Consider the following 19,651-nt stretch of genomic DNA (forward strand, 5'->3'; position numbering starts at 1 on the left):
TTCGACTATTTCAGCAAAGGCTTAAGGAAACGAGCGGTATGTGACGCTTCGCACTGCGCGACAGTTTCTGGTGTACCGGAAACGAGAATTTCGCCGCCGCCGCTACCGCCTTCTGGGCCAAGGTCAACAATCCAGTCTGCGGTTTTAATCACGTCCAGATTATGTTCGATAACCACGATGGTGTTGCCCTGGTCGCGCAACTGATGCAGAACTTCCAGTAACTGCTGGATGTCCGCAAAGTGCAGACCAGTCGTTGGCTCATCGAGGATATACAGTGTTTGCCCGGTGCCACGCTTAGAAAGCTCACGCGCCAGTTTCACGCGCTGTGCTTCACCACCAGACAGCGTGGTCGCAGACTGACCCAAGCGAATGTAAGACAGACCCACGTCGATTAACGTTTGCAGCTTACGCGCCAGCGCAGGTACGGCATCAAAGAACTCACGAGCATCTTCAATGGTCATATCCAGTACTTCGTGGATGCTCTTGCCTTTGTACTTAACTTCCAGCGTTTCGCGGTTATAGCGTTTGCCTTTGCACTGGTCGCACGGCACGTAAATGTCCGGCAAGAAGTGCATTTCGACTTTGATCACGCCATCGCCCTGACAGGCTTCACAACGCCCACCACGCACGTTAAAGCTGAAACGACCCGGCGTATAACCTCGCGCACGTGACTCCGGCACACCTGCAAACAGCTCACGCACAGGCGTAAACACGCCAGTGTAAGTAGCAGGGTTTGAACGAGGCGTACGACCAATTGGGCTTTGGTCGATATCAATAACTTTGTCGAAATGCTCCAGACCATGAACTTCACGATAAGGCGCAGGTTCTGCAAGCGTCGCACCGTTCAATTGGGTTTGAGCAATCGGGAAAAGCGTATCGTTAATCAGCGTCGATTTCCCGGAACCGGAAACCCCGGTCACACAGGTAAACAAACCTACCGGCAGCGTCAGTGTCACATCTTTCAGGTTGTTGCCTTTCGCTCCAACCAGTTTAAGCACTTTCTCGGGATCGGCAGGCACGCGGTTTTTCGGCACCGCAATTCCACGTTTCCCGCTAAGGAACTGCCCGGTCAGGGATTCAGGCACGTCCATAATGTCCTGCATGGTGCCTTCAGCAACCACCTGGCCACCGTGCACACCGGCACCTGGGCCGATATCGATAATATGGTCTGCGGCGCGGATAGCATCTTCATCGTGCTCAACCACAATCACGGTGTTACCGAGATCGCGCAGGTGAATCAGCGTTTCCAGCAGGCGCTCGTTATCACGCTGGTGCAGGCCGATAGAGGGTTCATCGAGCACGTACATCACGCCGACAAGACCCGCACCAATCTGGCTTGCCAGACGAATACGTTGCGCTTCACCACCGGACAGCGTTTCAGCTGAACGTGATAGCGACAGATAATTCAGGCCGACGTTCACCAGGAATTTCAGGCGGTCGCCAATCTCTTTCAGCACTTTCTCAGCGATTTGAGCACGCTGGCCGCTGAGTTTCATGTTCTGGAAGAATTCCATCGCATGGCCGATGCTCATATCAGAGATAGTAGGCAGCGGTGTGTTTTCGACAAACACATGGCGTGCTTCACGACGCAGGCGTGTACCTTCACAGCTTGCACATGAACGGTTGCTGATAAATTTCGCCAGCTCTTCGCGGACTGCAGAAGATTCGGTTTCTTTATAGCGACGTTCCATATTATGCAGAACGCCTTCAAACGGATGGCGGCGTACCGAGGTATCGCCACGGTCGTTTATATATTTGAATTCAATACTTTCTTTACCGGAGCCGTTAAGCACCACGTTTTTCACGCTGGCTGTCAGTTCGTTCCACGGCGTTTCGATATCAAATTTATAATGCTCCGCGAGCGAACGCATCATCGTGAAGTAATAGAAGTTACGGCGATCCCAGCCACGAATTGCGCCGCCAGCAAGGGAAAGCTCGCCGTTTTGCACAACACGATCCGGGTCGAAATATTGCTGCACGCCAAGCCCGTCACAGGTTGGGCAGGCACCGGCCGGGTTGTTGAACGAGAACAGACGCGGTTCCAGCTCACGCATGCTATAGCCACAAATTGGGCAGGCAAAGTTTGCCGAAAACAGCAATTCTTCGGCTTTTTCGTCATCCATATCGGCGACAACAGCAGAACCGCCAGATAAATCCAGCGCTGTCTCAAATGATTCGGCCAGACGTTGCGCTAAATCCTCACGGACTTTAAAACGGTCAACCACCACTTCGATGGTGTGTTTCTTTTGCAGCTCAAGTTTTGGCGGATCGGATAGATCGCACACTTCGCCGTCGATCCTTGCGCGGATATAACCCTGGCTTGCCAAATTTTCCAGAGTTTTGCTGTGCTCGCCTTTTCTATCTTTAATAATTGGCGCAAGCAGCATCAGGCGCCTACCTTCCGGCTGAGCTAAAACATTATCGACCATCTGACTCACGGTTTGCGCCGCAAGAGTAACATTGTGATCAGGGCAACGCGGCTCGCCTACGCGGGCATATAGCAGGCGCAGGTAGTCATGAATTTCAGTGATAGTGCCGACGGTTGAACGCGGGTTGTGCGAGGTAGATTTCTGCTCGATAGAAATCGCAGGCGACAAGCCTTCAATGTGGTCGACATCAGGCTTTTCCATCAATGACAGGAACTGACGCGCATAGGCGGAGAGGGACTCAACGTAACGACGTTGCCCCTCGGCGTATAGGGTGTCGAAAGCCAGTGAGGATTTGCCAGAACCCGAAAGCCCAGTCACGACAATCAGCTTGTCGCGTGGAATATCGAGGTTAATATTTTTGAGATTGTGGGTGCGGGCGCCCCGAACTTCGATCTTATCCATTCACCTTTCCCGGTTTAAACGCTCTTTGCCAGGCCGCACTGGAGGCCGCCGACGATCACAAACGGCTAATTATGACACAATAAAACCTGAATGGATATCCAGTGCTTTAATGCAATAATGTATATCCTACCGACATTCTGGAATGCATCCCGCAGCTATAAAGATTAGGGGTGGCGTGGTAGAATCGAGGGTTTACACTACTTATTAAACGTTTCAGGAGACACGATCATGGCCAGCAGAGGCGTAAACAAGGTGATTCTCGTCGGGAATCTGGGTCAAGACCCGGAAGTACGCTACATGCCAAATGGTGGCGCAGTTGCCAACATTACTCTGGCCACGTCAGAGTCCTGGCGCGATAAGCAAACCGGCGAAACCAAAGAAAAAACTGAATGGCACCGTGTAGTGCTGTTTGGCAAACTGGCAGAAGTAGCAGGTGAATACCTGCGTAAAGGCTCCCAGGTTTATATCGAAGGTGCATTGCAAACTCGTAAATGGACTGACCAGGCTGGTGTTGAAAAGTACACTACCGAAATCGTGGTTAACGTTGGCGGCACCATGCAAATGCTGGGTGGACGTGCAGCGGGTGGTGCTCCTGCCGGCGGCGGTGCTCCAGGCCAGCAGCAAGGTGGTTGGGGTCAGCCTCAGCAACCGCAGCAGGGTGGTAACCAGTTCAGCGGCGGCGCGCAACAATCTCGCCCGCAGCAGAGCGCTCCCGCACCATCTAACAATGAACCACCAATGGATTTCGATGACGATATTCCATTCTGATAATGGTTCTGGCATTTAGAATTAACAAAAACCCCGCTTGCGGGGTTTTTTGTTTTTAACGTGAATAAAATGACATTGGCGATTTATTAATAATCTGAATGTATTACTCCGCATCATAAGTAATCCTGCTTGCATTAAAACGTTATCCAGCTAAGTTGTTTATGCAAACACAAACACTTATAACTCCACCGGAGCGCAGCATGACGGATTTCGTTATTCCAGAAATAAAAGCATCAGAAGATGAGATGATTGCAATACGTCATTATCTGCATGCAAACCCAGAATTAAGTCTGGAAGAGTTTAAAACCAGTGATTTAGTAGCAAAGCAACTTGAATCCTGGGGATATAAAGTCACACGAGGAATTGGCACTACTGGTGTTGTGGGTTCTTTGAAAAAAGGGGATTCGAATAAATCTATTGGCCTGCGTGCTGATATGGATGCGCTACCTATTTTTGAAGAAACCAATTTACCCTGGGCTAGTACAGTTCCTGGCAAAATGCATGCCTGCGGACATGATGGCCACACCACCATCTTATTAGCTGCAGCGAAATATATTGCCTCAAATGCCTGCGAGTTTAATGGTACCGTCCACCTCATTTTCCAGCCTGCCGAAGAAGCGATTGGCGGTGCAGATTTAATGATTAAAGACGGATTATTCGACCGCTTCCCCTGCGACCGAGTTTTTGCCCTCCACAATATGCCAGGCTTGCCGACCGGGAAGCTCGGGTTCTACTCAGGCAATTTTATGGCCTCGGCGGATACGGTAAAAATTACCATCAAAGGTTACGGCGGCCACGGTGCTTATCCACATCGTACTGTCGATCCAATCGTCACTGGAGCTGCGTTAATTACCGCACTGCAAACCATAGTTTCTCGTAATGCCACGCCGGGTGAAACCGCGATTGTTACCGTGGGAACATTCCAGTCGGGCATTGCTTCCAACGTTATTCCAGACACTGCGGTGATGGAATTGACCGTGCGCGCGATGAAGCCGGAGATCCGCGATCTGCTGATTAAACGAATTGAAGAGTTGGCGGATTTTACCGCTAAAAGTTTTGGTGCAAGTTGTGAAGTGGAAGTCTACGACTCCTATCCGGTGCTGATAAACGATGATGAGCAAACGGCGTTTGCCAGAGAGCTGGCCGTTGAGTTCTTTGGTAAAGATGCGGTGCTCGATAAAGTTCTCCCTTCGACCGGCAGCGAAGATTTTGCTTTTATGCTGCAAGAGCGTCCGGGCAGTTATTTCCTGTTAGGGAATGGAGAGAAGGGCGATAAGGGTGGCTGTATGGTGCATAACCCGGGGTATGATTTTAATGATGACATTATTTCTACCGGCGCCTCATTCTTTTCCCGCTTAGTCCAAACTTATTGTCGTTAACTGCCGGAGCTAATATGAAAAAATATATACTGCCATTAATTGCTCTGCTGGCGACGACTTCGGCATTGGCAAATAATTTTAAAGAAATCCGTTTTGGTGTGGACCCAACATTTGCCCCTTTTGAATCAAAAGACGCTAATGGCAAGGTGGTCGGCTTTGATATTGATTTAGGAAATGCTATTTGCGAGAAACTCCAGGCGAAATGCGTTTGGGTAGAGAATAATTTCGATGCGATTATTCCTGCGCTGCAAGCCAGAAAGTTTGATGCCATTCTTTCCGGGATGTATATGACTGAAAAACGAAAAGAGCAGGTCGCCTTTACCGATAAAATTTATAACGGCCCAGTATTTCTGGTCGCACATAAAAATACCAACATTAAACCTGAGCTTGAACTGTTAAAAGGTAAAACGATTGGTGTTGAGCAGGGATCTGCTCAGGAAGCCTATGCCAATAAAAACTGGCGTAATTCTGGCGTAAATGTCGTTGCTTACCAAGGGGCTGATTTGGTCGTTCAGGATTTAGAGTCCGGGCGTATTGATGGTGCTGTGCTGTCTGGTGTAATGGCGGAATACAGTTTCCTGAATAAACCCCAGGGTAAAGATTTTGCCATGATAGGCGGAGCGTTGCAGGACCCTGAACTATTCGGTGCCGGTGCAGCAATTGGTTTGCGAAAGGATGATACCGAATTACGTGAAGCGCTCAATGGAGCGATAAGCCAGATTATTGCGGATGGAACGTATAAAAAACTCGCCTCGAAATACTTTAGTTTCGACATTTATTCCGGGACGTAATGTGTAGCGACTTGCTCGTAAAAACAAAAACGGCCTCACAATGAGGCCGTTATCAATTCTAATCCTGGCAATCAGGTCAACACCATTGGCCATTCTGGCGGTGCATGGCTTGAGATCTCGATCATTATGTCTTTAAACGATGCCCAAATCACCGGGAAGTCGGCCAGATTTAAACCCAATAAACCGGTCGCAAACCACAAAGCAGAAGCGATTCCCAGCAAGCTGCTGACTATTGCCAAAAACGTATAGTCGGATTTGCGAAACTGGATGTTCAACGTGCTGGCTAAAAACATCAAAACCGCACTGACTAAAGGCCAGCGCATCAGTAAAACGCTGGTGGTAATTGCCGCCATGAAAACTGTTCCTTAAGCATAACTCATTACGCTCAACGGTTAGCGCGACACAAGGCGCGGCAGATACAGCTCAGGGACCGTCAGGGGGAATGAGTGGGTACAGAAAATGTAAGAAGAATCCTGTCTCACAGGATTTGTGAACTATATCACATTTGTTCTTTTAATCGCCAGTTCTGCGGCGCATTTTCTGACCCATCTTATCGGGCTGTCAGGCAACAACTCTTCCACGAACTTTATCAGGCGTGGTGGCGATAATCGGTTGGTGTACGGTCAAACTCACGGCGGAAAACACGCGAAAATGTCTGCTGAGAGACATAACCGTAGTCCATCGCAATATCAAAAATCGGTCGCTGAGTATTTCGAAGCTCTCTGGCCGCCATCAACAAACGGCGCTGGCGAATGTATTCACCTAACGTCTGGCGCTTCACGGTGCGGAACATCCGCTGAAGATACCATTTTGAATAGCCTGATTTTTTTGCCACAACATCAATGTTCAGCGGCTGATCAATGTGATCGTCAATCCATTCAGTCAAAGTTTGAATAATGTCCTGGTGTGCCATAAGCCATCCTGATTACGATTAGCCGGTTTTGTTGGCAGCGAGTATAATTCCTCAAGTTAACTTGAGGTAAAGAGCATTATGGAAAAGAAATTACCGCGCTTTAAACCCTTACTCAGTCCTGGCGAAGTGGCGAAGCGTAGCGGCGTGGCCGTTTCGGCTTTGCACTTCTACGAGAGCAAAGGGCTTATCAAAAGCAGACGAAACAGCGGAAACCAGCGTCGTTACACGCGTGATGTGCTGCGAAACGTTGCCATTATTAAAATCGCCCAGCGAATCGGCATTCCGTTAGCGACCATCGGTGAAGAGTTTGGGGTGCTGCCAGACGGGCACAAAATTAATAAGAACGACTGGAAAAAGATGTCGTCGCAATGGCGCGAAGAACTGGACCGGCGCATCAATATGCTGACCGCACTGCGCGATGAACTTGATGGCTGCATTGGCTGTGGTTGTTTATCGGGTGCTGACTGCCCGCTGCGAAACCCAGGCGATAAACTCGGTGAAGAGGGGACGGGTGCTCGTTTACTGGAAGATGATTAACCTCAATAGCAGGCAAAACTAAAGCGCCCAACTTCGGCGCTTTAGTTTATTCCCGGTCTTTGTCTTTCGATCTATCCCGCTTTTCGCAAGGAGGGTTTCCCCCGACATCAGCGTCCCTCAATTACACATTCTCAGGAGGTTCCGGATTGCACTGACAACTTAATTGTAGTTCTGCTCAGCCAGGTTTCAAGGTGGTTTTGAATGTTTTTTGAACGATTTTAATGCTCCACTCTTTGCACATTTACCTATAGTTAACTCATCTTGCTAAACAAAAGGTTACCTTATGCTTATCGTCCATCATCTCAATAACTCCCGCTCGCAGCGCATTTTATGGATGCTCGAAGAGCTACAGGTGCCGTACCAGATTGTTCGCTACGAGCGCGAACCAACCATGCTGGCACCCGCGTCGTTAAAAGCCGTGCACCCATTAGGGAAGTCACCGGTAGTGGAAGATAATGGCAATATCCTCGCGGAGTCGGGGGCAATCATTGAATACCTGCAAGAAACGTATGACGCCGAAAGCCGCCTCAAACCTATTACCAATGAAGACAAACTCCGTTACCGCTTTTGGCTGCATTACGCCGAAGGATCGTTAATGCCTTTATTAATGATGAAGCTGGTGTTCGGCAGTCTTGGGAAAGCACCAGTTCCGTGGTTATTGCGCCCGGTGGGGAAGGTGTTAGGGCAGGGAGTGCAAAAGGCTTATTTGAATAAACAGATTATGACCCATGCGCGCTATCTCGAAGATTCGCTGCAACAAAATCCGTGGTTTGCCGGGCAGGCGTTTAGCGCGGCAGATATTCAGATGAGTTTCCCGGTGATCGCGTTGCTCTCGCGAGGTGGCATTAACGACTTACCGAATCTGCAGAATTGGTACAGCAAAGTGCAAATGCGCCCTGCCTGGCAGCGGGCGATTCAGCAAGGTGGGCCCTTTGAGATCCCGTGATCTTATCTATTTAAAAATCCTATGAGTCAGGAAAATATATAACCAGTATCTTGCATCATTGTTGCTAAATTGCGCATCGACGATAACGTTTGCGCACGAGGTGGCGATATTTTGACCGGCTAATACCTTTTTCGACAAAAAGCGGCAAAGTTCGGTTGAAAATCCATGTAAGAAGGCCGGATAATCGTTTGCCTTAATTTTGACGCCTAGTTTGTATGCGCGGAGTTAAACGTTTGCTTTTTTTGTGGCGCCCCTTTTTGTCACAAACGCAGTATAGGGATCTACTCAACTTATTCGAGTTACCGGGAAAGTACGTAACCCGAAAAATGAAGAGTATGAACGTTTAATTAGCAGTGGATTGTCCACCACGCATACCAACGTAATCATAAAAATCTCAGGGGATTTTTCACTATGTCTAATCATTCTCCGCGTGCAACCAGCGGCATTGACGCCTGGTTCAAAATATCTGCACGTGGCAGCACCGTTCGTCAGGAAGTTGTAGCGGGTTTAACCACCTTCCTCGCGATGGTGTACTCCGTGATCGTTGTACCGGGCATGCTCGGTAAAGCAGGTTTCCCTCCTGCGGCGGTCTTTGTGGCAACTTGCCTGGTAGCCGGTGTTGGCTCTCTTGTCATGGGCCTTTGGGCGAACCTGCCGCTGGCTATCGGTTGTGCCATTTCACTGACTGCGTTTACCGCTTTCAGCCTGGTGCTCGGCCAACACATCAGCGTTCCGGTTGCTTTAGGCGCCGTGTTCCTGATGGGTGTGTTGTTCACCATCATCTCTGCAACCGGCATTCGTAGCTGGATTTTGCGTAACTTACCGATGGGTGTTGCGCATGGTACTGGTATCGGTATCGGCCTGTTCCTGCTGCTGATTGCCGCAAACGGTGTCGGCCTGGTAATTAAAAACCCACTTGATGGCTTGCCAGTTGCGCTCGGTCATTTCGACAGCTTCCCGGTTATTATGTCGCTGATTGGTCTTGCGGTGATCATCGGTCTGGAAAAACTGAAAGTCCCTGGCGGCATTCTGCTGACTATTATCGGTATTTCTGTTTTCGGCCTGATTTTTGACCCAAGCGTTCATTTCTCTGGCATTTTCGCTATGCCTTCGCTGAAAGATGAAGCGGGCAACTCGCTGATCGGTAGCCTGGATATCATGGGCGCGTTGAACCCGGTGGTGTTGCCAAGCGTTCTGGCGTTGGTAATGACTGCGGTATTTGATGCAACCGGCACTATCCGCGCCGTTGCGGGCCAGGCAAATCTGCTGGATAAAGACGGTCAAATTATCGATGGCGGTAAAGCGCTGACTACCGACTCCCTGAGCTCAGTGTTCTCAGGCCTCGTTGGTGCAGCTCCTGCTGCGGTTTACATCGAATCTGCGGCAGGTACTGCTGCAGGTGGTAAAACCGGCCTGACGGCAATCACCGTTGGTGTGCTGTTCCTGTTGATTCTGTTCCTCTCACCACTCTCTTATCTGGTTCCTGCATACGCTACCGCTCCGGCGCTGATGTATGTAGGTTTGCTGATGCTGAGCAACGTGGGCAAAATCGATTTTGAAGATTTTGTTGATGCCATGGCGGGCCTGATTACTGCGGTATTTATCGTGCTGACCTGTAACATCGTTACCGGCATCATGATTGGTTTCGCAACTCTGGTGATTGGCCGTATCGTCTCTGGTGAGTGGCGTAAGCTGAATATCGGTACAGTCGTGATTGCTATTGCATTGGTCGCATTCTACGCAGGCGGCTGGGCAATTTAATTTTACTCGTCATACTTCAAGCTGCAGGGTTGTTAGCTGCACTCGCGACCCCCAGTCACTTACTTTAGTAAGCTCCTGGGGGTCGCTGCTTTGCCGCCTGGCTGCAACTTGAATTATTTAGAGTAAAAACTCTGAGTACTCCTCCCAAAACCACTTCAAGTTATTTCCTGTTTCCTTCCGGTATAAAAAGTTGTTTTACTATTGGGTAACACAACATCCTGCAAAAAGGGTTTCACAAAACACCTCGACTAAGGACAGTATGGAAATCTTCTTTACCATTCTCATCATGACCCTTGTGGTTTCTCTTTCTGGGGTGGCCACACGCATGCTGCCGTTCCAGATCCCGCTTCCGTTAATGCAAATCGCGATAGGTGCTGTGCTCGCCTGGCCGCACTTTGGTTTGCATGTCGACTTCAACCCGGAACTCTTCCTGGTGCTGTTTATTCCGCCGCTGCTGTTTGCCGATGGCTGGAAAACGCCGACGCACGAATTTCTCAACCACGGGCGGGAAATCATCGGCCTTGCGCTGGTTCTGGTGCTGGTCACCGTGGTCGGTATTGGCTTCCTGATTTACTTCCTCGTGCCAGGCATTCCGCTGCTTCCGGCTTTTGCACTGGCAGCCGTCCTCTCGCCGACCGACGCCGTGGCGCTTTCCGGTATTGTCGGAGAAGGGCGTATTCCAAAGAAAATCATGGGTATCTTGCAGGGTGAAGCGTTGATGAACGACGCCTCCGGCCTGGTATCGTTGAAAATGGCGGTCGCCGTGGCGGTGGGAACGATGGTGTTTTCCGTCGGTGGTGCCACCCTCGAGTTCTTCAAAGTAGCGATTGGCGGCCTGTTGGCCGGGATTGCAGTCAGCTGGCTGTACGGTAAATCGCTGCGCCTGATGAGCCGCTGGAGCGGTGACGAACCCGCAACGCAAATCCTGCTGCTTCTGCTGTTGCCGTTTGCTTCTTACCTGATCGCCGAACATATCGGCGTTTCCGGCATTTTGGCGGCGGTTGCTGCGGGTATGACTATTACCCGTTCTGGCGTGTTGCGCAGTGCGCCATTGGCGATGCGTTTACGTGCAAACAGTGTCTGGGCGATGCTTGAATTCGTGTTCAACGGCATGGTGTTCTTGCTGTTGGGTCTGCAATTACCGGGCATCATGAAAACCTCTATTGCAGCGGCAAATGCCGATCCGAACGTCGAACTTTGGATGTTATTTGTTGATGTCGGGCTTATCTATTTCGCGCTGATCGGTGTGCGTTTCTTATGGCTGTGGACCATGAAACGCATCAGCCTGCGTTTTATGAAAAAGCGTCCGTTGGAGTTCGGTAACTACACAACCCGCGAATTGTGTATTGCATCATTTGCCGGTGTGCGCGGGGCGATTACGCTTGCGGGTGTACTTTCCATTCCGCTGCTTCTGGGTAATGGCTCACCGTTCCCGGCACGATACGAGCTTATCTTCCTGTCGGCGGGTGTGATTCTATTCTCGCTGTTAGTCGGGGTGATTATGCTGCCGATTTTGCTGCGTAATGTAGAAGTCCCTGACAAATCAGTGGCGCGGCAGGAAGAGCGTACCGCGCGTGCGGCAACGGCTGAAGTGGCGATTGTCGCAATTCAGAAAATGGAAGAGCGCCTGCAATCTGACGTCAATGAGAACATCGATGACCAACTGTTAAAAGAGGTCAGTTCGCGGGTAATCGGGAACTTACGCCGCCGGGCTGACGGGCGTAATGATGTAGAAAGTAGTGAGCTTGAAGAGAACCTTGAGCGCCGATTCCGCCTGGCCGCACTACGCTCCGAGCGTGCTGAGCTTTACCATTTACGTGCCACGCAGAAAATCAGCAATGAGACGTTGATGAAGCTGCTGCACGATTTGGATTTGCTGGAAGCGTTGTTGGTCGAACAGCATTAATCGGCTATTCCTCTCCCTCTGCAGGGGGAGAGGGCGCTATGAACTGACCGGCCAAAACTCCTTACAGCAGGCAATCCATGCCTGCGCACTTTGCGAAATATAAACCCCATCGCGCCAGATCATCGCCAGTTGCCACGTTAAGTCGCTGTTTAACGGCAGCCACATCAACGTGTTTTTATCCAGTTTTTGGCAAATAGTCTCCGGTAGAATCGCAATCCCTACACCGGCCTGCACCATCGCGGCCAGAAAATCCCACTGACCGCTACGTACCGCAATACGCGGAGTAAACCCATGCTCCTGGAAGAGCTGAATTAACTGGCGGCTTAACGCGAAATCTTCGTTGTAGATAAGCAGAGGATGGACCGCAAGCTCGATTGGATCGATGCTTTCTCGTGTTGTCCACTGCCCGGAGCGCGGAACCAGCACACACAGCGGATTATGCAGCAAAGGTAACGAGCAGAAAGTGTGGTGCTCATCTTCAAAAGGCAACGCGGTCATGGCTAAATCCAGCTCGCCATTAAGAACAGCCTGCTGCACCGTTAAACCACCAAATTCAGAGATCTTTAATTCAACACCTGGATAGCGCTGGCGATACAGGCTAATTGGCCCTGCCATCATGGTGCCGACCATCGGTGGAATACCGAGGCGTAACACGCCTTTGTTGAGATGGTTGATATCACCAAGTTCGGCTTCAAGTTGGCGAAATTCCGCCAAAATGGCTAATCCTCGTTGATAAACCACCTCCCCGGTATCAGTCAGTAATAGTTTACGACCATCACGAATCAGCAGAGTGCAACCCAACTCATCTTCGAGGTTGCGCAGCATCTTGCTTATGGTCGGCTGGGTGACGAACATCTTTTGGGCCGCGCGGGTAAAACTTTGCTGGCGAACCACTTCAACAAAATAACGTAGCGTCCTGATGTCCATAACTATTCCTGTTGACTATACCTGTGATGATTTTAATTCATTTTTTTCAATGAAGTTGGCTAACTATAATCTCCACATCACATTTTCTGGAGTGCCACTCTCATGGCCCTGGCGTTACGTGGTTTTACGCCTGTTCTTTTCCGCCGCATTCAGGTGCCGGTGCAAGTTGCGCTATACGCCGGATTGTTCATTCTCGCCCAACAGTTAGTTGACTGGTGGCATTTACCGCTTCCTGCAAACCTTGTGGGAATGGTGCTATTACTGGCGTTGATTGTCTGCCGAGTGGTACCGCTGAATTGGGTTCGTGCGGGTTCCCGCTGGTTATTAGCTGAAATGCTGCTGTTCTTTGTGCCCGCTGTGGTCGCGGTGGTGAACTATGCAGAATTACTGATGGTAGATGGCTGGCGTATATTCATCGTGATTGCTATCAGCACTTCACTGGTGCTGGCTGCTACTGCGCTGGTGGTGGATAAAGTTTATCGTTATGAGCTGGCGCGAATTGCTCGCAGGCAGGCTCGCGGTGAGTAACTTTCAGTTGAGTCTGTTGTGCCTGGTTATTACCCTTGGGCTCTATTTTGCCAATAAAAAACTCTATCGCCGCTTTCGAAAATTGCCTCTGATGCCGTTGATTTTAACGCCGGTATTGCTGGTGGTGATGTTGGTTTTGGGTCATATCTCCTATCAAAATTATATGGGCGAAGCGCACTGGTTACTGTGGCTGCTTGGCCCGGCGACCATCGCCTTTGCAGTGCCGGTTTATGACAATCTGAATGTTATCAAACGCCACTGGATGTCACTTTCGGCGGGGGTTATCACCGCCACTGTTGTTGCGGTTACCAGTTCGGTTTGGCTGGCGCGTTTGTTTACTTTGCCCGATGAAATTCAACGCAGCCTGGCGGTCCGTTCGATTACCACACCCTTTGCCTTAGCCGCTGCTAAACCACTCGGCGGGCAGCCGGAGTTGGTGGCATTATTTGTGGTAGTGACGGGTGTATTTGGTATGGCTGTGGGTGATGTGCTGTTTTTGCGCCTCGCCATTCGTGAAGGAATGGCAAAAGGCGCGGGTTTTGGTGCCGCTTCTCACGGCGCTGGCACCGCACGTTCCTACGAACTTGGCCCGCAGGAAGGTGTGGTCGCCAGTTTGGTAATGATGTTTTCCGGCGTCGTAATGGTGTTAATCGCGCCGTTGGTAAGCTGGTTGATGTTTTAATACCGGAGGGATTCACCACCCGGTAAGTGCTTACTTACTTTTCAGCCGTGAAACCAACTCAAACTCTTTAAACCAAACCGGGCGCTGTTGCTGCATTGAAATATTCCCGGCGATACCGGTCAAAATGGACATAGCTCCAGCGCGGTGATCAGCCGCGCGCTTTAATGGGTCGTTACTCGGCTCACCAAACAAATCGGCCAACATTGCATTATCACCACCACCGTGGCCGCCCGCGCCAATACTGAAATCAGCTTTGTAAGGAGCGGCGAACATCGGGAACACCGTAATATTGCAGCTTTCCAGGCTGCCTTCGTTTTCACGGTCGCCACCGGCATTCACATAAGACATTTCCACCAGTTTCATCTCAAGCCGCCCGCGGCTGCCGTTGAACACTACATTCAGCCCTTCCCACGGCAAATAAGCGTTAAGGGAATAGGTCATCTGCACCTGGTTTTGGTATTTCACCAGCACCGATAACGTATCTTCAATGTTGATGCCATCGCTGAAAACACTCTGGTCGCGGTAATAGCTATCTTCGTGTTCGGCGTCCAGATACAGCGCTTTGAGCTGCTCGTTCTCTTCCATATGCAACGCGAACGGATCATTTTTTGCGGCGTCGAAACCGTGTGCGCGTGGGTAAAACTGCGAGATGCCTCGCATCTGCGCATTCTCTTTACCGTAAAAACGCAGCCCACCTTCCGCATAAACACGTTCCGGATAACTGCCCAGCCAGAAGTTCATCAGGTCAAAATGGTGGGTGGATTTGTGCACCAACAGACCGCCGCTATTGCGTTTTTCGCGGTGCCAGCGGCGGAAATAATCCGCGCCGTGCTCGGTGTTCAGCAGCCATTCGAAGTGGACTGAAAACACCTCGCCAATGGTTTCATTCATCAGCAATTCGCGGATTTTGCTGTGATGCGGCGCGTAACGGTAATTGAAGGCAACGCGTACTTGATGGCCCGTTTCTTCGATGGCATCGAGAATGCGCAAAGCGCGTTGCTCATCGATAGTCATCGGTTTTTCGGTTATCACATCGCAACCGGCATGTAGTGCACGCACTATGTAATCGTCATGCGTGCGGTCCATCGTGGTGACGATAATAATATCCGGGCGCGTCTCGCGGATCATGGTTTCAAAATCCGCCGCTTTCCAGGTTGATACCTGCGCTGCACCTGAGTTACTCAACAGTTTATTGGCGTAATTCATGCGCGTCTGGTTGGTGTCGCAAAATGCCACCAGTTGCGAATTCTCTTTCCATTTACCGCTGATGGCTTCGATATATAAACCAGCGCGTCCGCCCGTTCCTACTAATGCATATCTTTTCATTCCATCCTCACCCTTTATGAAATAAAACAATGTTTCATTTATGAGCTACTGTAGCGCTCTGGGTAGGGAATAAAATGCCAGAAGGGGGAAAATGTGATCCCCGACTCGAACGAGCCGGGGAGAGTTGAAACTAATTAGTGCGCACGGCCTTGTTCGATGCCAATCCCGGTCTGGGAACGGATGAACTGAGCACGGAATTTCTCACGTTCGAGATTACCTTCCGGGCTGTTATCAGTGGCTGAGAACACCCAAATACCAACAAACGCGACCAGAATCGAGAACAGCGCTGGGTATTCGTACGGGAAGATTGCTGTGGCGTGGCCGAGAACCTGAACCCAAACGGTTGGGCCGAGGATCATCAGGATAACCGCCGTCAGCAAGCCGAGCCAGCCACCAATCATCGCGCCGCGTGTGGTCAGTTTCGACCAGTACATCGACAGTAGAATAATCGGGAAGTTACAGCTCGCCGCAATGGAGAACGCAAGCCCGACCATGAAGGCGATGTTTTGGTTCTCGAACAAAATCCCCAGCCCGATGGCCACCACGCCTAATATCAGAACGGTGATTTTCGAAACTCTCAGCTCATCACGTTCAGACGCCCCTTTACGGAAGACGTTGGCGTAGAGGTCATGGGAAACCGCAGATGCTCCTGCCAGTGTTAAACCTGCAACCACCGCGAGAATGGTGGCGAAGGCAACTGCCGAGATAAAGCCTAAGAACAAGCTACCACCCACAGCATCAGCCAGGTGAACCGCTGCCATGTTGTTACCGCCAATCAGTGCGCCAGCGGCATCTTTAAAGGCTGGGTTTGCACCCACCAACATGATTGCACCAAAGCCGATGATAAAGGTCAGGATGTAGAAATAACCCATGAACCCGGTGGCATACAGCACGCTTTTACGCGCTTCGCGGGCATCGCTTACGGTGAAGAAGCGCATTAAAATGTGTGGCAAACCTGCGGTACCAAACATCAAACCTAACCCCAGCGAAAGCGCTGATATCGGGTCTTTCACAAGCCCGCCTGGGCTCATAATTGCCACACCTTTCGGGTGTACCGCAATCGCTTCAGCGAACAGGTTGTTGAAGCTAAAGCCGACGTGTTTCATCACCATAAAGGCCATGAAACTTGCGCCGAACAGCAGCAATACGGCTTTGATAATTTGCACCCATGTCGTCGCCAGCATGCCGCCGAACAATACGTACATCACCATCAGCACGCCAACCAGAACTACCGCAACGTGGTAGTTCAGGCCAAACAACAATTGAATGAGTTTGCCCGCGCCCACCATCTGGGCAATCAGGTAAAGAGCTACCACAACCAAAGAACCACAGGCCGACAGGATGCGAATCGGCCCCTGCTTCAGGCGATAGGATGCCACGTCAGCAAAGGTATATTTACCGAGGTTACGCAGGCGTTCAGCAATCAGGAACAGGATAATTGGCCAGCCGACCAAAAAGCCCAGCGAGTAAATCAGGCCGTCGTAGCCGGAGGTAAATACCAGCGCCGAAATACCGAGGAACGAAGCGGCAGACATATAGTCACCCGCAATCGCCAGGCCATTCTGGAAGCCCGTAATATTGCCGCCCGCGGTGTAATAATCGCTACGCGTGCGGGTGCGTTTTGACGCCCAATAGGTAATACCCAACGTAAAGGCGACGAAAATCACGAACATGATAATTGCCTGCCAGTTCGTGGGCTGGCGTTGTACCGCCCCCGTAATCGCATCCGCAGCAAACGCGGAGGCAGGCAGGCTTAACAGCGGTGCGGCAGCAAGGCCGAGAAGACGTTTCATGATACCTTCACCTCGCGCAGCACAGCGTTATTCAGACGGTCAAATTCACCGTTCGCTCGCCAGACATAAACGCCCGTGAGGAAGAATGAAATCAGAATTACGCCGACACCAATCGGAATGCCGCGGGTGACGGTGGTGCCTGCGTGCAAAGGTGTGCCCAGCCAGCCAGGCGCGAAGGCAATGAGTAGGATAAAGCTGATATAAATCACCAGCATGATGATGGACAAAATGGTGGCAAACCGTTGCCGTTTAGCGACTAACTCCCTGAAATGCGCACTGTCTTCTATCCGTTGATAAAGTTGATCACTCATCACAGATCTCTCCAGAGAAATTCCCTTCGTCTTTTGCGCCGCAGGGGTGTTGGCTACACTCGCGCACCCCAGTCACTTACTTGTGTAAGCTCCTGGGGATTTGCTCGTTTGCCGCCTTCCTGCAACACAAAATCCTTTGGGAATTTGGGTTAGGTTGAGGTTTTTTTATTGTGTTTTCCCCTCTCTTTGAAGGAGAGGGGCAGAGATGTTACGAAGGCATGGTAATAGATTGTTTTTCTTCCAGTAACTTCTCAACAACACCCGGATCGGCAAGCGTTGAAGTATCACCAAAGTTGCTGGTATCGCCGGCGGCAATTTTGCGCAAAATGCGGCGCATAATCTTGCCAGAACGGGTTTTCGGTAGTGAATCTGTCCAGTGCAAAATATCCGGGGTAGCAAGCGGGCCAATCTCTTTACGCACCCAGTTACGCACTTCGGTATACAGCTCAGGCGTTGGCTCTTCGCCGTGATTAAGGGTTACATACGCGTAAATCGCCTGGCCTTTAATATTGTGCGGAATGCCGACGACTGCGGCTTCGGCGACTTTTGGATGCGACACCAGCGCTGATTCGATTTCAGCTGTACCCAGGCGGTGGCCGGAAACGTTCAGCACGTCATCCACACGTCCGGTTATCCAGTAGTAACCGTCTTCGTCACGACGTGCGCCGTCACCGCTGAAGTACATATTTTTGAAGGTCGAGAAATAGGTTTGCTCGAAGCGCTCGTGGTCGCCAAACAGCGTGCGCGCCTGGCCTGGCCATGAGTCGGTAATCACCAGGTTGCCTTCGGTTTCGCCTTGTTGCGGGTTACCTTCGTTATCCACCAGTGCTGGTTGCACGCCAAAGAACGGGCGCGTGGCGGAACCGGCTTTCAGCTCGGTCGCGCCTGGCAGTGGGGTGATCATGAAGCCGCCGGTTTCGGTCTGCCACCAGGTATCCACTACCGGGCATTTCTCGTTACCGATTTTCTTCCAGTACCATTCCCACGCTTCCGGATTGATAGGCTCGCCCACGGAACCCAAAATGCGCAACGAAGAACGGTCAGTGTTTTCAATCGCTTTATCGCCTTCGGCCATTAATGCGCGAATAGCGGTTGGTGCGGTGTAGAGAATATTTACTTTATGCTTATCAACTACCTGAGCCATGCGATTTGGTGCTGGCCAGTTTGGCACGCCTTCAAACATCAGCGTGATAGCACCACATGCCAGCGGGCCGTAAAGCAGGTAGCTGTGACCGGTGACCCAACCCACATCGGCGGTACACCAGTAAACGTCGCCCTGGTGGTAATCAAAGACATATTTAAAGGTGGTTGCGGCATAAACCAGGTAACCACCGGTGGTGTGCAGCACGCCTTTTGGCTTACCGGTTGAACCTGAGGTGTAGAGGATAAATAGCGGATCTTCGGCATTCACTTCCACCGGCTGGTGGTGTGCGCTGGCTTTCTCAACCAGTTCGTTCCACCACAGGTCGCGGCCTTCATGCCATTCGACTTTACCGCCGGTGCGTTTGAGCACAACCACGTGTTCAACGGTTTTAACGCCTGGGTTTTTCAGCGCCTCATCGACGTTTTTCTTCAGCGGAATGGAGCGCCCGGCACGAACGCCTTCATCGGCAGTAATGACCAGTTTGGAGCTGGAGTCGATAATGCGCCCGGCGACGGCTTCTGGTGAGAAACCACCAAAAATCACCGAATGCACTGCGCCAATGCGTGCGCAGGCCAGCATCGCAACGGCCGCTTCCGGCACCATCGGCATATAAATCGCTACCACATCGCCTTTCTTGATGCCCAGTTCTACCAGGGTATTGGCAAAACGGCACACTTCACGATGCAGTTCACGGTAGGTAATAGTTTTACTCTGGGTGGCGTCATCGCCTTCCCAGATGATCGCAGTCTGATCGCCACGATCTTTCAGGTGGCGATCGAGGCAGTTGGCGGCCAGGTTCAGGGTGCCGTCTTCATACCATTTGATTGAAACGTTTCCGGGTGCGAAAGAGGTGTTTTTCACCTTCTGGTAAGGCTTGATCCAATCAAGGATCTTACCTTGTTCGCCCCAAAATGCGTCGGGGTCATGTACCGAGTGTTGGTACATGGATTGGTACTGCTCCGGGGTTATCAGGCAATTGTCCGCGATATTGGCGGGAATGGCGTGTTTATGTATTTGGCTCATGCTTTTTTTCTCCTTTTAGGATGTTAATAATATGTCACATAAACGTTAATCGCAGAGTGCTTGGGAAGCTTTGTTTATTATTTGG

At 50.9% G+C, this 19,651-nt stretch carries 17 protein-coding genes; 9 read left to right on the forward strand and 8 right to left on the reverse strand.

Annotated features, from left to right (window positions below):
* Positions 1-5: 5 nt before the first annotated feature.
* Positions 6-2,831 (reverse strand): excinuclease ABC subunit UvrA, encoded by a 2,826-nt coding sequence (uvrA, locus tag M977_RS12390; RefSeq protein ID WP_064515393.1) that lies wholly within the window; start codon positions 2,829-2,831, stop codon positions 6-8.
* A gap of 228 nt (positions 2,832-3,059) precedes the next feature.
* Between uvrA and ssb1 the strand changes: the two genes are divergently transcribed.
* The 3 genes from ssb1 (at position 3,060) to M977_RS12405 (ending at position 5,769) form a co-directional block, all read left to right on the forward strand.
* Positions 3,060-3,599: a single-stranded DNA-binding protein SSB1 gene (gene ssb1 / locus M977_RS12395; RefSeq protein WP_064515395.1), complete on the forward strand. Its 540-nt coding sequence runs from the start codon at positions 3,060-3,062 to the stop codon at positions 3,597-3,599.
* Between the two features lie 200 nt (positions 3,600-3,799).
* Positions 3,800-4,978 carry a M20 aminoacylase family protein gene (locus tag M977_RS12400; protein WP_064515397.1) on the forward strand — a complete coding sequence of 393 codons (1,179 nt, stop codon included), beginning with the start codon at positions 3,800-3,802 and terminating at the stop codon, positions 4,976-4,978.
* A gap of 14 nt (positions 4,979-4,992) precedes the next feature.
* Positions 4,993-5,769, forward strand: a complete 777-nt coding sequence (locus tag M977_RS12405; RefSeq protein WP_064515399.1) for an ABC transporter substrate-binding protein — start codon at positions 4,993-4,995, stop codon at positions 5,767-5,769.
* A 71-nt stretch (positions 5,770-5,840) separates the two neighbouring features.
* On the opposite strand, the gene M977_RS12410 is transcribed toward M977_RS12405, so the two are convergent.
* Complete coding sequence (locus tag M977_RS12410) at positions 5,841-6,122, reverse strand: YjcB family protein (RefSeq protein WP_064515401.1); 282 nt, start codon at positions 6,120-6,122, stop codon at positions 5,841-5,843.
* A gap of 236 nt (positions 6,123-6,358) precedes the next feature.
* Positions 6,359-6,682, reverse strand: coding sequence for a superoxide response transcriptional regulator SoxS (gene soxS, locus M977_RS12415; protein WP_064515404.1), 324 nt, complete (start codon positions 6,680-6,682; stop codon positions 6,359-6,361).
* A gap of 78 nt (positions 6,683-6,760) precedes the next feature.
* On the opposite strand from soxS, the gene soxR reads away from it, so the two are divergent.
* The 4 genes from soxR (at position 6,761) to M977_RS12435 (ending at position 11,832) form a co-directional block, all read left to right on the forward strand.
* On the forward strand, positions 6,761-7,219 hold the full coding sequence (gene soxR, locus M977_RS12420) for a redox-sensitive transcriptional activator SoxR (RefSeq protein ID WP_064515406.1): 459 nt from the start codon (positions 6,761-6,763) through the stop codon (positions 7,217-7,219).
* A 283-nt stretch (positions 7,220-7,502) separates the two neighbouring features.
* Positions 7,503-8,165, forward strand: a complete 663-nt coding sequence (locus tag M977_RS12425) for a glutathione S-transferase family protein (protein WP_064515408.1) — start codon at positions 7,503-7,505, stop codon at positions 8,163-8,165.
* Positions 8,166-8,576: 411 nt separating this feature from the next.
* Entirely contained in the window at positions 8,577-9,926 is a 1,350-nt protein-coding gene (locus M977_RS12430; protein WP_064515410.1) for an NCS2 family permease, read from the forward strand.
* 259 nt (positions 9,927-10,185) lie between these two features.
* Positions 10,186-11,832, forward strand: a complete 1,647-nt coding sequence (locus tag M977_RS12435) for a Na+/H+ antiporter (protein ID WP_064515412.1) — start codon at positions 10,186-10,188, stop codon at positions 11,830-11,832.
* Positions 11,833-11,868: 36 nt separating this feature from the next.
* On the opposite strand, the gene M977_RS12440 is transcribed toward M977_RS12435, so the two are convergent.
* The gene (locus tag M977_RS12440; RefSeq protein ID WP_064515414.1) at positions 11,869-12,759 is read right to left on the reverse strand and encodes a LysR family transcriptional regulator; all 891 of its coding nucleotides are present in this window, start codon (positions 12,757-12,759) and stop codon (positions 11,869-11,871) included.
* Positions 12,760-12,861: 102 nt separating this feature from the next.
* On the opposite strand from M977_RS12440, the gene M977_RS12445 reads away from it, so the two are divergent.
* Positions 12,862-13,287 (forward strand): CidA/LrgA family protein, encoded by a 426-nt coding sequence (locus M977_RS12445; protein WP_064515416.1) that lies wholly within the window; start codon positions 12,862-12,864, stop codon positions 13,285-13,287.
* Positions 13,280-13,969, forward strand: coding sequence for an LrgB family protein (locus tag M977_RS12450; RefSeq protein ID WP_064515418.1), 690 nt, complete (start codon positions 13,280-13,282; stop codon positions 13,967-13,969). The genes M977_RS12445 and M977_RS12450 overlap by 8 nt, the downstream gene beginning before the upstream one ends.
* Positions 13,970-13,999: 30 nt before the next feature.
* Here the strand turns inward: M977_RS12450 and M977_RS12455 are convergent, their stop codons facing one another.
* The 4 genes from M977_RS12455 to acs form a co-directional block, all read right to left on the reverse strand.
* Positions 14,000-15,295 carry a Gfo/Idh/MocA family protein gene (locus M977_RS12455; protein ID WP_064515420.1) on the reverse strand — a complete coding sequence of 432 codons (1,296 nt, stop codon included), beginning with the start codon at positions 15,293-15,295 and terminating at the stop codon, positions 14,000-14,002.
* A 134-nt stretch (positions 15,296-15,429) separates the two neighbouring features.
* Positions 15,430-17,088: a cation/acetate symporter ActP gene (gene actP, locus M977_RS12460; RefSeq protein ID WP_064515422.1), complete on the reverse strand. Its 1,659-nt coding sequence runs from the start codon at positions 17,086-17,088 to the stop codon at positions 15,430-15,432.
* Entirely contained in the window at positions 17,085-17,399 is a 315-nt protein-coding gene (locus M977_RS12465; protein WP_064515424.1) for a DUF485 domain-containing protein, read from the reverse strand. Before M977_RS12465 ends, actP begins: the two co-directional genes overlap by 4 nt.
* Positions 17,400-17,607: 208 nt before the next feature.
* The gene (gene acs, locus M977_RS12470) at positions 17,608-19,566 is read right to left on the reverse strand and encodes an acetate--CoA ligase (RefSeq protein WP_064515426.1); all 1,959 of its coding nucleotides are present in this window, start codon (positions 19,564-19,566) and stop codon (positions 17,608-17,610) included.
* Positions 19,567-19,651: the final 85 nt, after the last annotated feature.

It is taken from the genome of Buttiauxella gaviniae ATCC 51604, from assembly GCF_001654835.1.
GTDB lineage: Bacteria > Pseudomonadota > Gammaproteobacteria > Enterobacterales > Enterobacteriaceae > Buttiauxella > Buttiauxella gaviniae.